This is a genomic window from Rhodococcus sp. NPDC019647 (genome assembly GCF_044389235.1).
In the GTDB taxonomy this organism is placed as follows: Bacteria; Actinomycetota; Actinomycetes; order Mycobacteriales; family Mycobacteriaceae; genus Rhodococcus_F; species Rhodococcus_F oxybenzonivorans.
In genome coordinates, this window is record NZ_JBIRXS010000001.1 from 411578 (window position 1) to 427441 (window position 15864).

Annotated in this window: 18 protein-coding genes; 9 read left to right on the plus strand and 9 right to left on the minus strand. The window is 66.6% G+C overall.

Annotation, left to right across the window (positions count from 1 at the left end; translation table 11 throughout):
• Nucleotides 1-80: 80 nt before the first annotated feature.
• Together ACH49N_RS02020 and ACH49N_RS02025 are read right to left on the minus strand one after the other, a co-directional pair.
• Nucleotides 81-1559, minus strand: coding sequence for a methyltransferase (locus ACH49N_RS02020; RefSeq protein ID WP_358270369.1), 1479 nt, complete (start codon nucleotides 1557-1559; stop codon nucleotides 81-83).
• A 30-nt stretch (nucleotides 1560-1589) separates the two neighbouring features.
• On the minus strand, nucleotides 1590-1943 hold the full coding sequence (locus tag ACH49N_RS02025) for a DUF3099 domain-containing protein (protein WP_109330675.1): 354 nt from the start codon (nucleotides 1941-1943) through the stop codon (nucleotides 1590-1592).
• A gap of 86 nt (nucleotides 1944-2029) precedes the next feature.
• On the opposite strand from ACH49N_RS02025, the gene ACH49N_RS02030 reads away from it, so the two are divergent.
• Entirely contained in the window at nucleotides 2030-2266 is a 237-nt protein-coding gene (locus tag ACH49N_RS02030) for a DUF3039 domain-containing protein (RefSeq protein ID WP_005240826.1), read from the plus strand.
• Here the strand turns inward: ACH49N_RS02030 and ACH49N_RS02035 are convergent.
• On the minus strand, nucleotides 2239-3465 hold the full coding sequence (locus ACH49N_RS02035) for a YihY/virulence factor BrkB family protein (protein WP_358270366.1): 1227 nt from the start codon (nucleotides 3463-3465) through the stop codon (nucleotides 2239-2241). The genes ACH49N_RS02030 and ACH49N_RS02035 overlap by 28 nt on opposite strands.
• Nucleotides 3466-3681: 216 nt before the next feature.
• Here ACH49N_RS02035 and ACH49N_RS02040 point away from each other — a divergent pair, with 216 nt between their 5' ends.
• Nucleotides 3682-5457: a DEAD/DEAH box helicase gene (locus ACH49N_RS02040; protein ID WP_397504361.1), complete on the plus strand. Its 1776-nt coding sequence runs from the start codon at nucleotides 3682-3684 to the stop codon at nucleotides 5455-5457.
• A gap of 104 nt (nucleotides 5458-5561) precedes the next feature.
• Here the strand turns inward: ACH49N_RS02040 and ACH49N_RS02045 are convergent, their stop codons facing one another.
• On the minus strand, nucleotides 5562-5756 hold the full coding sequence (locus ACH49N_RS02045) for a hypothetical protein (RefSeq protein WP_005240831.1): 195 nt from the start codon (nucleotides 5754-5756) through the stop codon (nucleotides 5562-5564).
• A 263-nt stretch (nucleotides 5757-6019) separates the two neighbouring features.
• Here ACH49N_RS02045 and ACH49N_RS02050 point away from each other — a divergent pair, with 263 nt between their 5' ends.
• The 3 genes from ACH49N_RS02050 to ACH49N_RS02060 all read left to right on the plus strand — a co-directional run bounded on the left by ACH49N_RS02050 (nucleotide 6020) and on the right by ACH49N_RS02060 (nucleotide 8121).
• The gene (locus tag ACH49N_RS02050; protein WP_358270364.1) at nucleotides 6020-6373 is read left to right on the plus strand and encodes a DUF952 domain-containing protein; all 354 of its coding nucleotides are present in this window, start codon (nucleotides 6020-6022) and stop codon (nucleotides 6371-6373) included.
• An 85-nt stretch (nucleotides 6374-6458) separates the two neighbouring features.
• Nucleotides 6459-6941 (plus strand): cation:proton antiporter regulatory subunit, encoded by a 483-nt coding sequence (locus ACH49N_RS02055; RefSeq protein ID WP_109330669.1) that lies wholly within the window; start codon nucleotides 6459-6461, stop codon nucleotides 6939-6941.
• A 7-nt stretch (nucleotides 6942-6948) separates the two neighbouring features.
• Nucleotides 6949-8121, plus strand: coding sequence for a cation:proton antiporter (locus ACH49N_RS02060; protein WP_358270362.1), 1173 nt, complete (start codon nucleotides 6949-6951; stop codon nucleotides 8119-8121).
• A 76-nt stretch (nucleotides 8122-8197) separates the two neighbouring features.
• On the opposite strand, the gene ACH49N_RS02065 is transcribed toward ACH49N_RS02060, so the two are convergent.
• Nucleotides 8198-9574, minus strand: coding sequence for an RNA polymerase sigma factor (locus ACH49N_RS02065; protein WP_358270361.1), 1377 nt, complete (start codon nucleotides 9572-9574; stop codon nucleotides 8198-8200).
• A gap of 121 nt (nucleotides 9575-9695) precedes the next feature.
• Nucleotides 9696-10448 (minus strand): polyphosphate--glucose phosphotransferase, encoded by a 753-nt coding sequence (gene ppgK / locus ACH49N_RS02070; protein ID WP_159926373.1) that lies wholly within the window; start codon nucleotides 10446-10448, stop codon nucleotides 9696-9698.
• A gap of 146 nt (nucleotides 10449-10594) precedes the next feature.
• Here ppgK and ACH49N_RS02075 point away from each other — a divergent pair, with 146 nt between their 5' ends.
• Nucleotides 10595-11494: an inositol monophosphatase family protein gene (locus ACH49N_RS02075; RefSeq protein ID WP_358270359.1), complete on the plus strand. Its 900-nt coding sequence runs from the start codon at nucleotides 10595-10597 to the stop codon at nucleotides 11492-11494.
• An 11-nt stretch (nucleotides 11495-11505) separates the two neighbouring features.
• Here ACH49N_RS02075 and cei read toward each other — a convergent pair whose 3' ends face one another.
• Nucleotides 11506-12195: an envelope integrity protein Cei gene (gene cei / locus ACH49N_RS02080; protein ID WP_358270357.1), complete on the minus strand. Its 690-nt coding sequence runs from the start codon at nucleotides 12193-12195 to the stop codon at nucleotides 11506-11508.
• 479 nt (nucleotides 12196-12674) lie between these two features.
• On the opposite strand from cei, the gene ACH49N_RS02085 reads away from it, so the two are divergent.
• A complete protein-coding gene (locus ACH49N_RS02085; RefSeq protein WP_109330657.1) occupies nucleotides 12675-12977 on the plus strand; it encodes a DUF4193 domain-containing protein in 303 nt (100 codons plus the stop codon).
• Nucleotides 12978-13146: 169 nt separating this feature from the next.
• Here ACH49N_RS02085 and ACH49N_RS02090 read toward each other — a convergent pair whose 3' ends face one another.
• Entirely contained in the window at nucleotides 13147-13662 is a 516-nt protein-coding gene (locus ACH49N_RS02090) for a DUF3093 domain-containing protein (RefSeq protein WP_358270355.1), read from the minus strand.
• 35 nt (nucleotides 13663-13697) lie between these two features.
• Here ACH49N_RS02090 and dut point away from each other — a divergent pair, with 35 nt between their 5' ends.
• Together dut and ACH49N_RS02100 are read left to right on the plus strand one after the other, a co-directional pair.
• Entirely contained in the window at nucleotides 13698-14219 is a 522-nt protein-coding gene (dut, locus tag ACH49N_RS02095) for a dUTP diphosphatase (RefSeq protein WP_201453471.1), read from the plus strand.
• Between the two features lie 2 nt (nucleotides 14220-14221).
• Nucleotides 14222-15070 carry a DUF3710 domain-containing protein gene (locus tag ACH49N_RS02100; protein ID WP_358270353.1) on the plus strand — a complete coding sequence of 283 codons (849 nt, stop codon included), beginning with the start codon at nucleotides 14222-14224 and terminating at the stop codon, nucleotides 15068-15070.
• A 5-nt stretch (nucleotides 15071-15075) separates the two neighbouring features.
• On the opposite strand, the gene ACH49N_RS02105 is transcribed toward ACH49N_RS02100, so the two are convergent.
• On the minus strand, nucleotides 15076-15789 hold the full coding sequence (locus ACH49N_RS02105; RefSeq protein ID WP_358270352.1) for an alpha/beta hydrolase: 714 nt from the start codon (nucleotides 15787-15789) through the stop codon (nucleotides 15076-15078).
• Between the last annotated feature and the right edge of the window lie 75 nt (nucleotides 15790-15864).

The window sequence follows — 15864 nt, forward strand, 5'->3', positions numbered from 1 at the left end:
TCTGACCTGCGACTTCGTGCGTTCGGTCCTGAGAAGTTGCTGAGAACACGTATAAGGGAAACCGCACGGAACCCCAGCGGCTACACCGGCAGCACCAAACCGTGCCGCACGAGAGAGTGCACGAGCGGTATCGCCGACTCGGCGAGGTCGGCGGCGACCATGTCGTGGGCGGCAGCCAGGAGATCGATCAGTTCTCCCAGAACGAGACCGTCGCTCCGCATTCCCGCGACCAGGGAGGCGACCAGGTCGTCGATCTCGTGCTGCCATGCGGGACCGTTCCCGCGATGCAGTCGTGCGACCACCTGAGTCCACCCCTCCTCACCGGGGAGGAAGACTTGCTCGAGCGCTGTGCTCTCCTGCACGTGGAAGCGGGCCGTGAGCACGTCGTTCTCGCGCAACCACGCCACCCGGTCGAAGTAGGCGAGCGCCTCCGCCCCCAGCGGATCGTCGAAACCGTGCGTGAGATCCTCGGCCAGGAGGTCGCTCGGCGCGTCGGTCCGACGCAGGTAGACGAACCCGAATCCGACTCCCTCGACATCGGCGCTCTCGAGGTGATCGAGCCACTGCTCGGCCGTCGCAGCGGCAGAGGGATCCTTCGTGTCCAGACCACCGTCGCGCATCCAGGTGCCCACGTAGAGGGCGGGGTCGGCCACGTCCCGCTGGACCACCCACGCGTCGATGCCGTGTGCGGGCAACCATGACGCCACCCGGCTCCGCCAGTCCTCTCCCGCCACGTGGACCCAGGACGCGAGGAGCGCGGCGGTGCCGCCGGGAGCCAGGTAGTCGGGGGACCGGGAGATCATCAGTTGGCTCGCACCGTCGAGGTCGAGGCCGGAATCGCGATACGTGTGGCCCACTGTCGCTCGGCTGACGACGAACGGCGGATTCGCGACGACCTGGTCGAAAGTGCGGCCCTCCACCGGCTCGAACCACGACCCGGTCAGCAGTTCGACCTCCTCTTCGTTGAGGGCCATCGTGACGGCTGCCAGATCCACCGCCCTGACGTTCAGGTCGGTCGCGGTGACGGACTGCGCATAGGTCGTTCCGTGCAGGGCCTGGATGCCACACCCCGTTCCCACGTCGAGGAGAGATCCGACGGGCGCACCCGGGGTGGCCTGCAACAAGGACAGAGACGCGTGGCCCACCCCGATGACGTGATCGACCGCAGTCTCGCGGGGGCGCATCGACCCGTCGAGGTCCGATAGCACCCACCGATTCCCGGAGCCGGTATCGATGGGCCGGAGGTCCAGTGCCGCGCGGACGACACCGGCATCGCTCTCGAGGAGACCCGCGTCGACCGCCGTCTCGACGGTCAGCGGGTGGAGTGCTGCCGCGACCTCGGCGGTCGGGCAGTCGTCGCCGAGCAGGAACAACCGGATCAGTGTTCCGAGTTCACCGCAGCTCGCGCTTGCCCGCCGGACCGGGACGGGCTCGTTGCGGCCCAGTGCGGCATGGATGTCCGGACCCAGTGTGTCGAGCAGGGTGTCGGTGTCATACCGGTTGCGAAGGAGAGCTTCTCGCAGGGGAGCGCAGATCGACAGCAGCGTGTTGCGGTTCACCGGTGCATTGTTGCAGGTCGCGCTCCGGTGTCAGCCTTCGATCGTTCGGTGCGGCGGGGCAGGCAGAGCGGTCGTGTCTCGATGGTCGTACCGACTCGGTTCGTCCTTGGTGCGCGGGGGCCGGTCGTTCGCGATGAGGACTGCGATCCACGGCAACGGGATGGACAGACCGATGATCGCCATGGAGATCCAGGCGTTGCCCCAGATGCCGTAGGCCGCCGCCGAGAAAATGAGTGCGGGGAAGCGGAACGACATGATGATCAGGTACTTGCGGACACGCGCGCGGTGCTGATCCTCGATGGATCGCGCCGCTTCGGTGATGAGAACCGGGTTGTTCGGTGAGCCGGCTTCGCCTGATGCGCCGAACCCTGCACTTCGGGCCATGCCTCCACTGTTCCACTGTCGGGGAGCAAATGCACACGGTGGGTCGTGGGGGTGGGATCCTCGGGCCGTTGCGGCATTATTGAGGGGTGAGCACTCAAACAAAGGAACGGCCCGACGTCACCACTGACGAGTCGACCGATGACGACACCCCGAAGTTTTTCCATTACGTGAAGAAGAACAAGATCGCCGAGAGCGCTGTGATGGGCACGCACGTCGTCGCGCTGTGCGGTGAGGTCTTCCCGGTCACCAAGTCCGCGAAGCCGGGATCACCCGTCTGCCCCGATTGCAAGAAGATCTACGAGGGGTTGCGCAAGGGCGACTGAGGCGTCGACGGTTCACGCAGACCGGGGGACGCGGGGGTTTTGTCCCGTAGGACCCCGTCTTCCGGGCCGGCGCTCTCAGGGCTGCCGTCTTCCGGGCTGCCGTCTCGGGGACGGTCCGGTGTGGCGTCCCCGTCGGAGGCCTCATGTCTTCCGGCTGGCCGTTTGCGGTCGCCGATGATGTTGATCGGTCCCGTGGCGATGCGGCGGGTGAGGTTGGTCACCGGACCCGCCGAGGGGCTATCGGCTTGGGCGGCGATCCAGTCCCGCATCTGATCGATGCGAGTCGCGCGGGCCGGCCAGAACTCCTGAATCGTTGCGTTGAACTCGGCGCCCAGAACCACGGCGAAACCGAGGAAGAACGTGAAGAGCAAGAACGCGATCGGGGCGGCGAGCGCCCCGTACGTGTATCCGGTACCGGTCGCCCAGCTCAGGTACCGCCGCAGGCCCGTGCTGGCACCCAGGAAGAAGACTCCCGCCACGAGTGCGCCGCCGAGCAGGCGGTGCCAGGGCAGCGACTTCGGCAGCGCCACCTTGTACAGGGTGGTCAGGCCGATGATCATGAGCAATCCGACACCCGGGTAGTAGAACGTGTCCACGATTTCCGTTCCGATGGTGCGCCACGCCTCGGGCAGGACCTGGCCGACCAGGGTAGGTCCCAGCGCCACCAGCGGCAGGGTGAACACCGCGAGGACGAGAAAAGCAACGTAGAGCAACAACGCGAACACCCGCTGCCAGACGGGGTGGCGTGCCTCCTGCTGCCCGTGTGCCTCCACGATCGAGTCCACGAACGTCGAGATCGCGGACGATCCGGCCCACAGCGACAGCAGGAAACTCAGGGAGACGATCTCCGGGCGACCTTGACGCAGCACGTCGCCGACGGTGGGGCGGATGATCTCCTCGACCACACTGTCGCTGAATACGGTTCCACTGAAGGTGATGATCTTGGACTGGATGATGTCGACAGTGTCCGGCCCGAACCATCCCCCCACGTAACCGAGCATCCCGAGCAGTCCCAGCAGGAGCGGGGGCAGCGAGAGCGTCTGCCAGAACGCCGCGGTCGCCGCCTTGGCGAAGATCGAGTCGTCCCACGCCTGGCTCGCTGTGTGCGTGATCACGCTCAGCGTCCGGCGTAGCGGATGCCACCGCGCTCGGTGTCGGGCGGCGCCCCTGTCCGACGCCTTCGCGCGCGTTTCGCTCATGATTCCTCCAGCATCCCTGACGACACGCCCGGTTGCCCACCGCTGCCTTCCTCGTGTCGCAAAGAATCTGCCGCTGCCGGGCGCCGCGAATGCGGTTCGAGTCGGACTCGGGCGCTAGGCTCCTTGACGGACAGCGCCCGCGGGGCTGGACCGGAACACGTCGGACGGACACACGAGGAGTGCAGCAAACAGTGCCATGTCAGCGGAGGGCCGCCAGTGAGTGCTGAGACCGTGGGTCCCGGGGCGGCGCAGATAGTGGGCACCGAGGCATATCTCGCTCAGACCGAACCAGCTCGACCGGCAGCGGGGTCACTGCGGGCTTGGCAGCGTCGTGCCCTGGCGAAATACCTGTCCACCGGTCCGCGCGATTTCCTCGCTGTCGCAACACCGGGTGCCGGTAAGACGACGTTCGCGCTACGGGTGGCGTCGGAACTGCTGCGGGACCGCACGGTCGACCAGGTGACGGTGGTCGCACCCACCGAACACCTCAAACACCAGTGGGCCGAGTCGGCAACCCGTAACGGGATCGCCCTGGACTCGTACTTCTCCAACTCGACCGGGCAGACCTCGAGTGATTACCAGGGTGTGGTGGTCACCTACGCGCAGGTGGCTTCCCACCCGTTCAAGCACCGGGTGCGCACCGAGAGCCGGCGCACGCTGGTGATCCTCGACGAGATCCACCACGGCGGTGACGCGAAGAGCTGGGGAGATGCGATCCGTGAGGCGTTCGGTGATGCCACGCGCCGCCTTGCGCTGACCGGAACGCCCTTTCGAAGCGACGACAGCGCGATTCCCTTCGTCACGTACGAACCCGACCGAGAAGGGCTTCTCCGGTCGAAGGCCGATCACTCGTACGGATATTCCGATGCGCTCGCCGACGGAGTCGTCCGGCCGGTGGTGTTCCTCGCATATTCCGGTGAGGCCCGGTGGCGGAACAACGCGGGCGAGGAATTCTCGGCTCGACTGGGCGAGCCCCTCAGCGCGGAACAGACTGCGCGTGCCTGGCGGACCGCGCTCGACCCTGCCGGTGACTGGATTCCGGCTGTGCTGCACGCCGCCGACACCCGGCTCGGACAGCTACGTGCGGGTGGCATGCCCGACGCGGGCGGACTCGTCATCGCCACCGATCAGACGGTTGCGCGCGCGTATGCCCAGACGTTGACGGCCGTGACCGGCGAAGAACCGGTCGTCGTGCTCTCGGACGACCCGACGGCCTCCAAACGGATCGCGGAATTCGGCGCAAGCACCCAAAAATGGATGGTCGCCGTCCGCATGGTGTCCGAGGGTGTCGACGTTCCCCGCTTGGCCGTCGGCGTCTACGCCACCAGTGCGTCAACCCCGCTTTATTTCGCGCAGGCGATCGGACGGTTCGTGCGGTCGCGGCGCAAGGGTGAGACCGCCAGCGTCTTCCTTCCGTCGGTCCCGGTTCTCCTCGACCTTGCCAGCCAGCTCGAGGCGCAGCGAGATCACGTACTGGGTAAGCCGCATCGGGAGAAGGAAGGGTTCGACGACGACCTCCTCGCCGACGCGAACAAGCAGAAGGACGAGCTCGGGGAGGACGAGAAGGCGTTCACCTCGATCGGCGCCGACGCGGAACTCGATCAGGTGATCTACGACGGTTCGTCCTTCGGGACGGCGACCTTCTCCGGGTCGGACGAGGAGGCGGATTACCTGGGATTGCCGGGGCTGCTCGACGCCGAGCAGATGCGTGCGCTACTTCGTCAACGCCAGCAGGAGCAGATCAGCAAGCCGGAGGCCCCGCCCGTCGTTCCGCCACCGGTCCCGCAGGTCGTCGAGCGGGTGGCAGCAGCGGGGCAGCTCGCCCAGCTCCGGCGCGAGTTGAACAGTCTCGTCGCAATGCACCACCACAGGACCGGCAAGCCGCACGGCACCATCCACGGGGAACTGCGCCGCGTCTGTGGTGGACCGCCGACGGCCATTGCCACCGTCGAGCAGCTGACCGATCGGATTGCCACCCTGCGCCAGTGGTAGCTCGTGCAAAAGTGGGTGACACAGAAGAGACCGGCGAGTGCAGGCACTCGCCGGTCTCTCGGTCTGAGGAGGTGAGCCTGGGACGGGTCACCCGGGCTGACGTATCAGATTGCAGCTTCGGCTTCGGACACGATCGTGGCGTTCATCTCGCGAAGACGGTCTGCGTGCTCGTTGGCGTGGTGACCGCAGAAGAGCAACTCTCCTCCGGTCGGAAGTACCGCGCGAACGCGGGCTCCCGCACCGCACCGGTCGCACCGGTCGGCTGCGGTCAACGGGGGGCTGGTCAGTGTTCCGGGCATGACTCCTCCGTACTGGCTTTCGACTGGTGCCGAGTGCCTGGGGCCTTGGTCCGCCGCGTCGGGGTGGCGCGGTGGATCTACTCTCTCAGACGTTTGCGGTTTACGCGTTGTTCCCGTAGGCGTTTCTCAGTGTTGCATCACACACGAAACAGCTCGGACACCTGCGCTACACCCCGTGACGAGGGCGAATATGAACAGACTTCGCGGTATGAGTTCGCTGACAGCTGATTCGCCCTCCGGCGTCGGAACGCTATTCTCGCCGAGTGAATTCGGAACAGGCGCTCGTGCACATCTGTAGCCGCGACGAGTGGAATGAGGCGCTCGGAAGCGGCCGACGCGTACCGGAGTCGTTCGGCGCCGACGGATTCATTCATCTGTCGACGCCGGCGCAGGTGCACCTGCCGGCCAACCGGCTCTTCGCGGGGCGCTCGGATCTGGTGATTCTGTGGCTCGATCCGACCGCTCTCGGCTCGCCGGTGCTCTGGGAGCCCGGTGTGCCGACCGACCCGTCCTCGATGCTCTTTCCCCACCTCTACGGGCCACTGCCGTTGGCTGCGGTCACCTCGATCGAGGACTACCGTCCCGGCGCCGACGGCCGGTTTCCCGCTCTGATGTGACGGAACCGAAAGGCCGCGCGGGTCGCCGAACACCCTCTCGCGCGGCCGACACCGCCGTGTCGCCCCGCGGGACTACCGTGGAGGCATGAACGTAGAAGTGACGCCTCTACCCGGAATCGGCGTACGCAAAGACTTCGTACTCGCCTCCGGCCGTCGTATCGGTGTCGTCAGCCATCGTGACGGTCGCACAGACCTGATCGTGTCGAAACAGGACGACCCCGACGCGTGCGCGGCGTCCCTGCCGTTGAGTACCGAGGAGGCGGCGGTCCTCAGTAATCTGCTGGGTGCGCCGCAACTGGTGGCCCAATTGGAAGAGGAGCACCGCGACCTCCCCGGAATCCGCACCAAGCAGCTCTACATCAAGGAAGATTCCCGGTTCGACGGGCGTCCGCTCGGGGACACGGCGATGCGTACCCGCACCGGGGTCTCGATCGTCGCGGTAATGCGGGCGGGCGAGGTGTACCCTTCGCCGAAGCCGGATTTCATGCTCACGTCAGGCGATCTTCTGGTTACCGTCGGAACCACAGAGGGACTGGACGCAGCGGCCAAGCTCCTGGCCAACGGCTGACAGTCCCGTGAACACCACCACGCTCGCGCTCATCGAACTGGGCGCGGTGTTCTTCGCGCTCGGGCTTCTCGGCCGCCTCGCCGCGCGATTCGGCATGTCGCCGATCCCGTTCTACCTGCTGGGCGGGCTGTGCTTCGGCAGTGGCGGCTTCGTCCAGCTCGGAGACATCAGTGAGTTCAGCCATATCGCCAGTGAGATCGGTGTCGTACTGCTTCTGCTGCTTCTCGGTCTCGAATACACGGCCTCGGAGCTCGTCACCGGTTTACGCAGATCGTGGATGGCCGGTGTCGTCGATCTGGTTCTGAACGCCGCGCCGGGCGCGGCCGTCGCGTTTTTCCTCGGCTGGGGGACCACCGGGGCGGTGGTGCTGGGCGGCGTCACCTACATCTCGTCCTCCGGCATCATCGCGAAGGTCCTCACCGATCTCGGCCGCCTCGGCAACCGGGAAACTCCGGTCGTGCTGTCCATCCTGGTGTTCGAGGACCTCGCGATGGCCGTCTACCTTCCGATCCTCACCGCGTTGCTCGCCGGGGTCAGTATCGCCGGTGGCCTCGAGGCGGTCGGCATCTCGCTGATAGTGATTTCGGTCGTCCTGGTGATCGCCCTGCGGTACGGACGCTACGTCTCCGCTGTGCTGGACAGCCCGGACAGTGAGACGTTGTTGTTGAAGTTGCTCGGCGCAGCCCTTCTGATCGCCGGGATCAGTTCTGCGATGCAGGTGTCGGCCGCGGTGGGGGCCTTCCTGCTGGGCATCGCGATTTCCGGTTCGACCGCGCACAACGCGAGCCGTGTCCTCGAACCCCTCCGCGATCTCTTCGCCGCCATGTTCTTCGTCGTGTTCGGTCTCAACACTGATCCGACGGCAATTCCCCCGGTCCTCGGCTGGGCCGTCCTCCTGGCGGTTACCACAGCGCTCACCAAGATGATCACCGGTGCGTGGGCGGCCAAGCAACAGGGTGTCGGCCGCCTGGGCCGTGCCAGGGCCGGGGTGGCGCTGATTGCGCGGGGGGAATTTTCGATCGTCATCGCCGGACTCGCCGTGGCGGCCGGTGCAGTCGAAAGCCAACTCATCGCCCTCGCCACGGCCTACGTTCTCCTGATGGCGGTCATCGGACCCATCGCGGCGCGTGTGGTCGAACCGGTCGCCGAAGCCTGGCTGCGGGTGCGCGCGAGCGCCTGAGGGCCCGACACCGGTCCCTGCGACACGACGATGCCCCGGACTCGGAAGTCCGGGGCATCGAGTGTGATCTGTGCGTCTAGTCCAGGTAGTCGCGCAGCACCTGGGACCGGGACGGGTGCCGCAGCTTCGACATCGTCTTGGATTCGATCTGACGGATGCGCTCGCGCGTGACGCCGTACACCTGTCCGATCTCGTCGAGCGTGCGCGGCTGCCCGTCGGTGAGTCCGAAGCGGAGGCGGACGACACCTGCTTCGCGCTCGGACAGCGTCTCGAGTACCGACTGCAGCTGGTCCTGCAACAACGTGAACGACACGGCGTCGACGGCCACGACGGCTTCGGAGTCCTCGATGAAGTCACCGAGCTGGCTGTCGCCCTCGTCGCCGATGGTCTGGTCGAGGGAGATGGGCTCACGGGCGTACTGCTGGATTTCCAGCACCTTCTCCGGCGTGATGTCCATTTCCTTCGCGAGCTCTTCGGGAGTGGGTTCGCGACCCAGGTCCTGGAGCAGTTCACGCTGGATGCGGCCGAGCTTGTTGATGACCTCGACCATGTGCACCGGGATACGGATGGTGCGTGCCTGGTCCGCCATGGCGCGGGTGATGGCCTGTCGGATCCACCACGTTGCGTAGGTCGAGAACTTGTAGCCCTTGGTGTAGTCGAACTTCTCGACTGCACGGATGAGGCCCAGGTTGCCTTCCTGGATGAGATCGAGGAAAGCCATGCCGCGGCCGGTGTAGCGCTTGGCCAACGACACCACGAGGCGAAGGTTCGCCTCGAGCAGGTGGTTCTTGGCGCGGTTGCCGTCACGGCAGATCCAGCTCATGTCGCGACGCTGGGCGGCGGGAAGCTTCTCGCCCGCGTCGGCGAGTTCCTGCATGATCTGGGTGGCGTACAAGCCCGCCTCGATCCGCTTGGCGAGTTCCACCTCCTCCTCGGCGTTCAGGAGGGCGACCTTGCCGATCTGCTTGAGGTAGGCGCGGACCGAGTCGGCCGAGGCCGTCAGTTCGGCGTCCTTGCGGGCCTGCCGGAGCGCCTCCGACTCTTCCTCGTCCCACACGAAGTCGCCGGATGCCTTGTCCTTGTCGGACGGCTCTTCGGCTTCGTCCTCCTCGCCGACTGCAACGACCTCGACGACATCGGACTCGACCTCCGCGAGGTCGCCCTCGGTGATGTCGATGTCCTCGATGTCCGCGACATCCTCGTCGGGGCCGTCCTCACCGTCGCCGGCCTTGCCGGACGTGGCCTTCTTGCCGCCCGCCTTCTTTGCTGCTGCCTTCTTCGCAGGAGCCTTCTTTGCCGCCGCTTTCTTGGCGGGAGCCTTCTTGGCCGGAGCCTTCTTCACGGGAGCTTCCTCGACTGCCGAAGCAGTTCCGTCGGCGGCCTGTGCGACTGGTGCTTCCGGTCCTGACTCTGAAGTCGAATCAGCAGTCTGACGTGTATCGGTGGCTGCCACGTACGCCCTTTCGTGACGGTGTCGTGCGGCGTCACGCCAGAGTGGTCATCCGGCGGAGAGGTCTACTGGTTTTGCCGGCGCGCAGCCGGGCTCTTCCATTGTAACGACCTATCCGAAACAGTTACGGAGCGATGCCCGTTTCGGCCGCCAGAGCAGCACCGACGATGCCCGCCGAGTTCAGGAGTGCAGCAGGTACGACGGTGGTCCGGTTGGTGAGATGCGGAATCCACTTCTCGTGTTTGCGGCTGATTCCGCCCCCGGCGATGAACAGATCCGGCCACAGGAGGTCCTCGAAGCGGGTGAGCACCCGGGACACCTCCACCGCCCACTCCTTGTAGGAGAGATCCTTGTCGTCCTTGACCGAGGACGCCGCACGATGCTCGGCTTCCTTCCCGTCCACTTCCATGTGCCCGAACTCGGTGTTGGGAAGCAGGACGCCGTTGTGGAGGATCGCCGATCCGATCCCCGTACCGAAGGTGAGGAGGATGATGACCCCCTTGGCGTCCCTGCCGGCGCCGAGGGCGTCCTCGGCGATCCCGGCGGCGTCGGCGTCGTTGAGGACGGTGACGCTCCGTCCGCCGAGCGCCTCGCTGAACAGTGCACGGGCGTCCGTACCGATCCACTTCTTGTCGATGTTCGCCGCAGACCGGGCGACGCCGCCGGTGACGACGCTCGGCAAGGCGATCCCCACCGGCCCGTCCCACGACGCCTGACGAACGATTTCGGCGACGGTGTCGGCGACAGCCTCCGGCGTGGACGGTTGTGGAGTGAGAATCTTGATGCGATCCCCGACCAGCTTGCCGGTCTCGAGGTCCACCACACCGCCCTTGACGCCACTGCCTCCGACGTCGACGCCGAACCCGGTCCTGGTCATCGCGTGTACTCCTCCGTGTCGACTGTGGCGTGCTCGGAAACGCTGCTGCTGATCGTCACACTAATGGGTCGTGCCGAGTTGGGTGGTGGTTGACACGGAGCCTCCAGCGGTGGTGGGAGGCAGGGGAAGTGTGATCCGATGGGTGTGTGCATGCACCCCAGAGTCGAGACACTGTCCGAGGCCACACGGCCCCCGATCCCCAGCATCTCCGCGAGGTTGCCGTGGCGGTGGCGCAGGAGGCTGCAGCTCATGTCCGCGCCCGGCGGCCCGAGGTGTTCGGGATCGTCGGGAGCCGACTCGGTTCCGGCGAGTCGGTGGCGTCGAAGAGTAGTCCGACCGATCCGGTGACGGTGGTCGACACCGAAGCCGAACTCGTCATCCGGGAGCGCCTCGCGCAGTGGCGTCCGGACGATGCGATCCTCGGGGAAGAAGGTGGGGGAGAGGGGGATTCGCTCGACGGCGTGCGGTGGGTGGTGGATCCGATCGATGGCACGGTGAACTTCTTGTACGGCGTACCGGCCTACGCCGTGTCGGTGGCGGCGCAGATCGACGGGGTCTCGGTCGCCGGGGCGGTCGTCGACGTGGCGGCGCAGTCGACCTACTCCGCCGCGTCGGGCCGCGGTGCCACGATGACCGATGTGGACGGCCGGGTGAGCGAATTACGCTGCAACCCTGTCCGCGAGCTGTCGATGACTCTGCTCGCCACAGGATTCGGATACGGCGCAGGCAGGCGCGCCGTACAGGGCGCACTGATCGGCGACATTCTGCCGCGCGTGCGGGACATTCGACGCATCGGCTCAGCGGCCCTCGACCTGTGCATGGTCGCTGCGGGCCGGGTGGATGCCCACTTCGAACACGGTTTGAGCCCCTGGGATTGGGCCGCCGGATCGCTGATCGCCGCGGAGGCGGGCGCCCGCGTACGCGTCCCGTCACCGCACACCTCCAGCGCCGACGGGGAGATCACCGTCGCTGCCGCCCCCGGCATCGCCGACGCCCTCGACGCATTGTTCGCGGAGGTCGGGTGCGACCGGCCCATCCCGGAGTAACGGCCGCGGGATCAGCAGCGGGCGGTGCGAGCGGCCTTCAGCAGGTCGATGTCGAGTGGGGCGGGCTGCGTTCCCGGAGGAGGATCCTTCAGGGACCGCAACACCTCCTCGGCGTCGGTGTTCGGTGAGATCTTCCGGAAGTAGGTGCCGAGCGCGAAATCGACGGTGTCGTCGGTGCGTGCATCCTGGATCAGTTCCGCGCACGGTGCCACCAGCCAGACGGCGCTCGCGGCAGCGAGACCCTGGGGACCGAACCGCAGCTGCCCCTGGCACTGCATGTTCTGGTCGAGGTAGATCGGGTCGTTGCCGGCTTGCACGTCGGGTGCGCTCGCGAATCCGTAGTCGCTCAGCTGGGCGGCGACCTGGGCTGCCTGGCCGTGCTCACCGTTCGCGTTGAACACCCGCACCTTCGTGGCGGACAGGGCGGCCGGCTCGACGTCCCGGAGCGTCGACGGGTCTACCTTCTCGCCGAGAGTCTGTTGCGGCGGTGCCCCCGGATCCGCCGGTTGCGACGCCGGCCCAGGAGCGTTGCAATCCACGGTGGTGGCGAGGTTTTCGTCCTCGCCCAGAATTCCCGCCCACACCACCGCGCCGAGTAGGGCGAGAACCGCGAACACCACGAGAATGGGCAACGCTCGCCGTCGCCGGAACGGACGACCGTTCTCGTCGCGCGAACTGCCTTCGGTGATCAGTGAAACCACAGTGTGCCTCGACCTCTCCTACGAACAGCGCTGGCTACGTCCACCCCGTACAGCGCATCGATACAGGGCCCGGCCACACGTTGTGGCGCAGGTTCGGCACCTACCTTAGATCCCACCGGTGTCATATCTCCGTACCCGTCCCTGTTGTCGAATGTCACAGCTTGCTGTGGGGTTGGTGACGATTAGCAGACAATTTGCGCGATCCGTTGATTCGGTTACGACTTTTGTACTCCCTTCGGCTACTGTCTGGCGGCCCCAGTCGTTAAATGCACGTACGACGAGGGCGGACAGAAGAGACGAAGTGAGGCGCACATCATGTCCCCGGGAGCTGGATCCGGGCACGTGGGCGGCCGCTGCAACGTTGTGCAGCCGCGGGTGTGATCTGCGCCGAGGCGGTTTTCGTGTGGACGATCGACCGACTTCCGTTCGACGGGCCCCGCGAGGCCGGGATACATGAAAGAAGATGAGGGGAAGACGACATGGCAACTGACTACGACGCACCGCGGCGAACGGAGTCCGACGAGGTTTCGGAGGATTCGCTGGAGGAGCTCAAGGCGCGACGCAACGAGGCTCAGTCGGCTGTTGTCGACGTAGACGAATCCGACACCGCGGAATCGTTCGAACTTCCGGGCGCCGACCTGTCCGGCGAGGAACTCTCGGTGCGGGTCATCCCCAAGCAGGCCGACGAGTTCACTTGTTCGAGCTGCTTCCTCGTGCACCACCGCAGCCGCCTTGCCACCGATGCAGGCGGAGTGCTTGTGTGCAGGGACTGCGCAGCCTGACGTACGAGCGCATGCGACGGACGGTGGAATACCACCGTCCGTTTTATGTGCCCGGGGACTGATCCGTCCCTTGTGTCTGCGGAGCGGACCGTGCCTTGTGTCTGCGAAGCCGACCGTGCCTTGTGTCTGCGGAGCAAACCGTGCCGGTACCGCCGGTACAGGACCCGGTTCAGCGTCCCTTGGGACGCACCCGGTTGAGAGCGGCCAGCAATTCGGCCGGCCGTCGGGTGCTGATCAACCAGTACGGAGTCGGATCCTCGGGATCGTCCAGGACGATCAGCACCATCGTCTTCACCCACACCCGGTGCTGCACGAAGGCGGCCGGGTCGAGCTGCCGTCCGAGTGCTGCGCTCTTCGCGGTGGCCGGAACCTCGGCAACCCGCGCGATGACATCGACCGGCAGGTGAGCCTGTCCGACCCGGAGGTGGAAGCCGTCCGCCTCGTCGACGAGTTCGACTCTCGTTCTGCTGAGCCACACCATTCCCCAGATCGGGAGGGGAAGTAGCAGGACATAGGGCAACCAGGCACGAAGGCCGGGCGCACCCATGTGTACCTCTGCAGCCAGCAGTCCCGCGACGAAGAGACCCGCGATCCACCACCACACGGGTACCCAGAGGCGTTCCGAGTACAGCGTCGGCGAGGTGTGGTCGGTGGGCGCGGCTTCGGGCCTGGACGTTTCTGACACGCCACCAGGATAGTCGCTGCCTACGAGTAGGCTCGGTGCACGTGAGCGACCTATCTCCCGGCCTTCCTCTCGGAGGAACTGCAGCCCTTCCCCCCGTTGCCCTCCAGCGGTTGGATCCAGCCATTCCGGTACCGCGACGCGCGCACGACGGCGACGCCGGTGTCGACCTGTGCAGCACTTCCGATCTCACCCTCGAACCGGGTCAGCGCGCCCTCGTCGGTACCGGCATCGCGATCGCCCTGCCCTTGGGCACCGTCGGGCTGATTCACCCCCGGTCCGGTCTGGCCGCGAAGTCGGGACTGTCGGTGGTCAACACGCCCGGCACCATCGACGCCGGATACCGCGGCGAGATCAAGGTCTGCCTGATCAACCACGATCGTGAGACACCGATCGAGATCCGCCGCGGCGACCGCATCGCACAGCTGCTGGTTCAGCGTGTGGAATTGGTGTCCTTCGTCGAGGTGGAGTCGCTCGACGACACCACCCGCGGCACCGACGGACACGGGTCGAGCGGAGGCCATGCCAGCCTCGTCGGCAACGCCAGAGAAGGAGCGTGATCATGTTCGGACGCCGCAAGAAGAACGAATCCGAGGAGGACCGTCCCGGTTTCTTCGACGACGCCGACGCGGCAACCCCCGCTGACGACTACGACGATGCAGAGGGTGACTACGACGCGATCAGCGACGTGGACGGCGGCCCCTACGACGCCGACGACCTCGAATCGGACGCCGACCTCACGGTGGGCGAGGTGGGAACCCGGCTCGATCTCGGGTCGGTGCTCGTCCCGATGCCTCAGGGCGCTCAGTTGCAGGTCGAGATGGCGCCCGACGGTTCTCCGCAGGCTGTTCATCTGGTCACCCAGCTCGGACGGATCACGGTCGCGGCGTACGCCGCACCCAAGTCACCCGGCCAGTGGCGGGAAGTGGCCGGCGACCTCGCCGAGTCCCTGAGGGGTGACAACGCCTCCGTCAGCATCGAGAACGGGCCGTGGGGACGTGAGGTCTTCGCCGTGACGCCCAACGCAGACCTTCGCTTCATCGGAGTGGACGGTTACCGGTGGATGGTGCGGTGCGTCGTCGCCGGTCCCAGTGGCGGAAACACGGCCGACTCCGACCTCGTCGCCACAGCCCGGGCCATTCTGCGGGACACCGTGGTCAAGCGGGGAACCGAACCACACCCGGTCCGGACCCCGCTCCCGGTCGTCCTGCCGCAGGCTCTCGCCCAGCAACTCGCGGCGGCCCACCAGCAGCAGCTGGCTCAGCAGCAAGCCGCCGCCCAGCCTGCTCCGCAGCAATCCACGCAACCCGCGACGGCTCCCGCGCAACCCCAGGACGGGCAGCCGGCACCGGCTCCGCCACCACAACGGCGCGGCGAATCCGGCTCCGCGATGCAGCAGCTGGGCCGCTGACGCACTCAGGGCCGGCGCAGCACCGAGTCCAGCCCACGCAGGCTCGCGTATCCGAGTACCGCCGGGTCCACGCCGATGTCGTCGAGTGACACGGTCACCAGGCCCGCGTGCGGTAGTAGAGCGGCCCACGTCCGGGCCACCTCGATCGGGTGAACGGCGTCGTCGGTGGCCGCGGCGATGCCTACCGGCACGTCGATCCGTTCCAAATCGTCCTCGGCGGGACCGTGATACCGCGACGCCTCGTCCAGGGCAGCCGGAAGATGCGGCCACTGCGACCGCCACGACTTCGCAAGTTCGCGGCCGAGCCAGGGCGGACTGGATGCGACCATCTCGGCGGTCACCTGTTCGAGGCCGTCTGCGCGCAGTCGGGCCGCCGTAAAGCGTGCGCTCGCAGCCGCTGGCGCATCCTCGGCCGTTCCGGTCCAGGCCGGGAGAGCCGCCAGCACACCGGCCGTGTGTTCGTGGTGGGTCGCAGCCCACTGCAACGCAACCGCGGCGCCGATGGAGACTCCACCGACCAGAATCGGTTCACCGGCCGCGGCGGCGGTGTTCAGTGCGTCCACGTAGCTTCCGACGACCCTCCGGGGGTCCGGGTCGACGGCCAGCGTCCGAACTCCGCGCCGGGCAAGTGGCTCCGTAAAGGCCCGTGCGACGAAGTCCGCGTCGGATCCCGTTCCTGGCAGGACCACGGCCGTGCGTGGCCCGCATGTCGAAGGCATGAGGTGATCTTGCCTGGTCCGTCGTGAAGCCACTGTGGTCGTGTGGTTGCCGCGAAGCATTGGGTCTACAGTGGC

Bases quoted from the DNA above. Each gene is read 5' to 3' on its own strand.
- ppgK (WP_159926373.1), bottom strand. From the start codon at position 10,448: ATGACCAGGACCGGGTTCGGCGTCGACGTCGGAGGCAGTGGCGTCAAG.
- ACH49N_RS02100 (WP_358270353.1), top strand. From the start codon at position 14,222: ATGTTCGGACGCCGCAAGAAGAACGAATCCGAGGAGGACCGTCCCGGT.
- ACH49N_RS02085 (WP_109330657.1), top strand. From the start codon at position 12,675: ATGGCAACTGACTACGACGCACCGCGGCGAACGGAGTCCGACGAGGTT.
- ACH49N_RS02105 (WP_358270352.1), bottom strand. From the start codon at position 15,789: ATGCCTTCGACATGCGGGCCACGCACGGCCGTGGTCCTGCCAGGAACG.
- ACH49N_RS02025 (WP_109330675.1), bottom strand. From the start codon at position 1,943: ATGGCCCGAAGTGCAGGGTTCGGCGCATCAGGCGAAGCCGGCTCACCG.
- ACH49N_RS02035 (WP_358270366.1), bottom strand. From the start codon at position 3,465: ATGAGCGAAACGCGCGCGAAGGCGTCGGACAGGGGCGCCGCCCGACAC.
- ACH49N_RS02055 (WP_109330669.1), top strand. From the start codon at position 6,459: ATGAACGTAGAAGTGACGCCTCTACCCGGAATCGGCGTACGCAAAGAC.
- ACH49N_RS02045 (WP_005240831.1), bottom strand. From the start codon at position 5,756: ATGCCCGGAACACTGACCAGCCCCCCGTTGACCGCAGCCGACCGGTGC.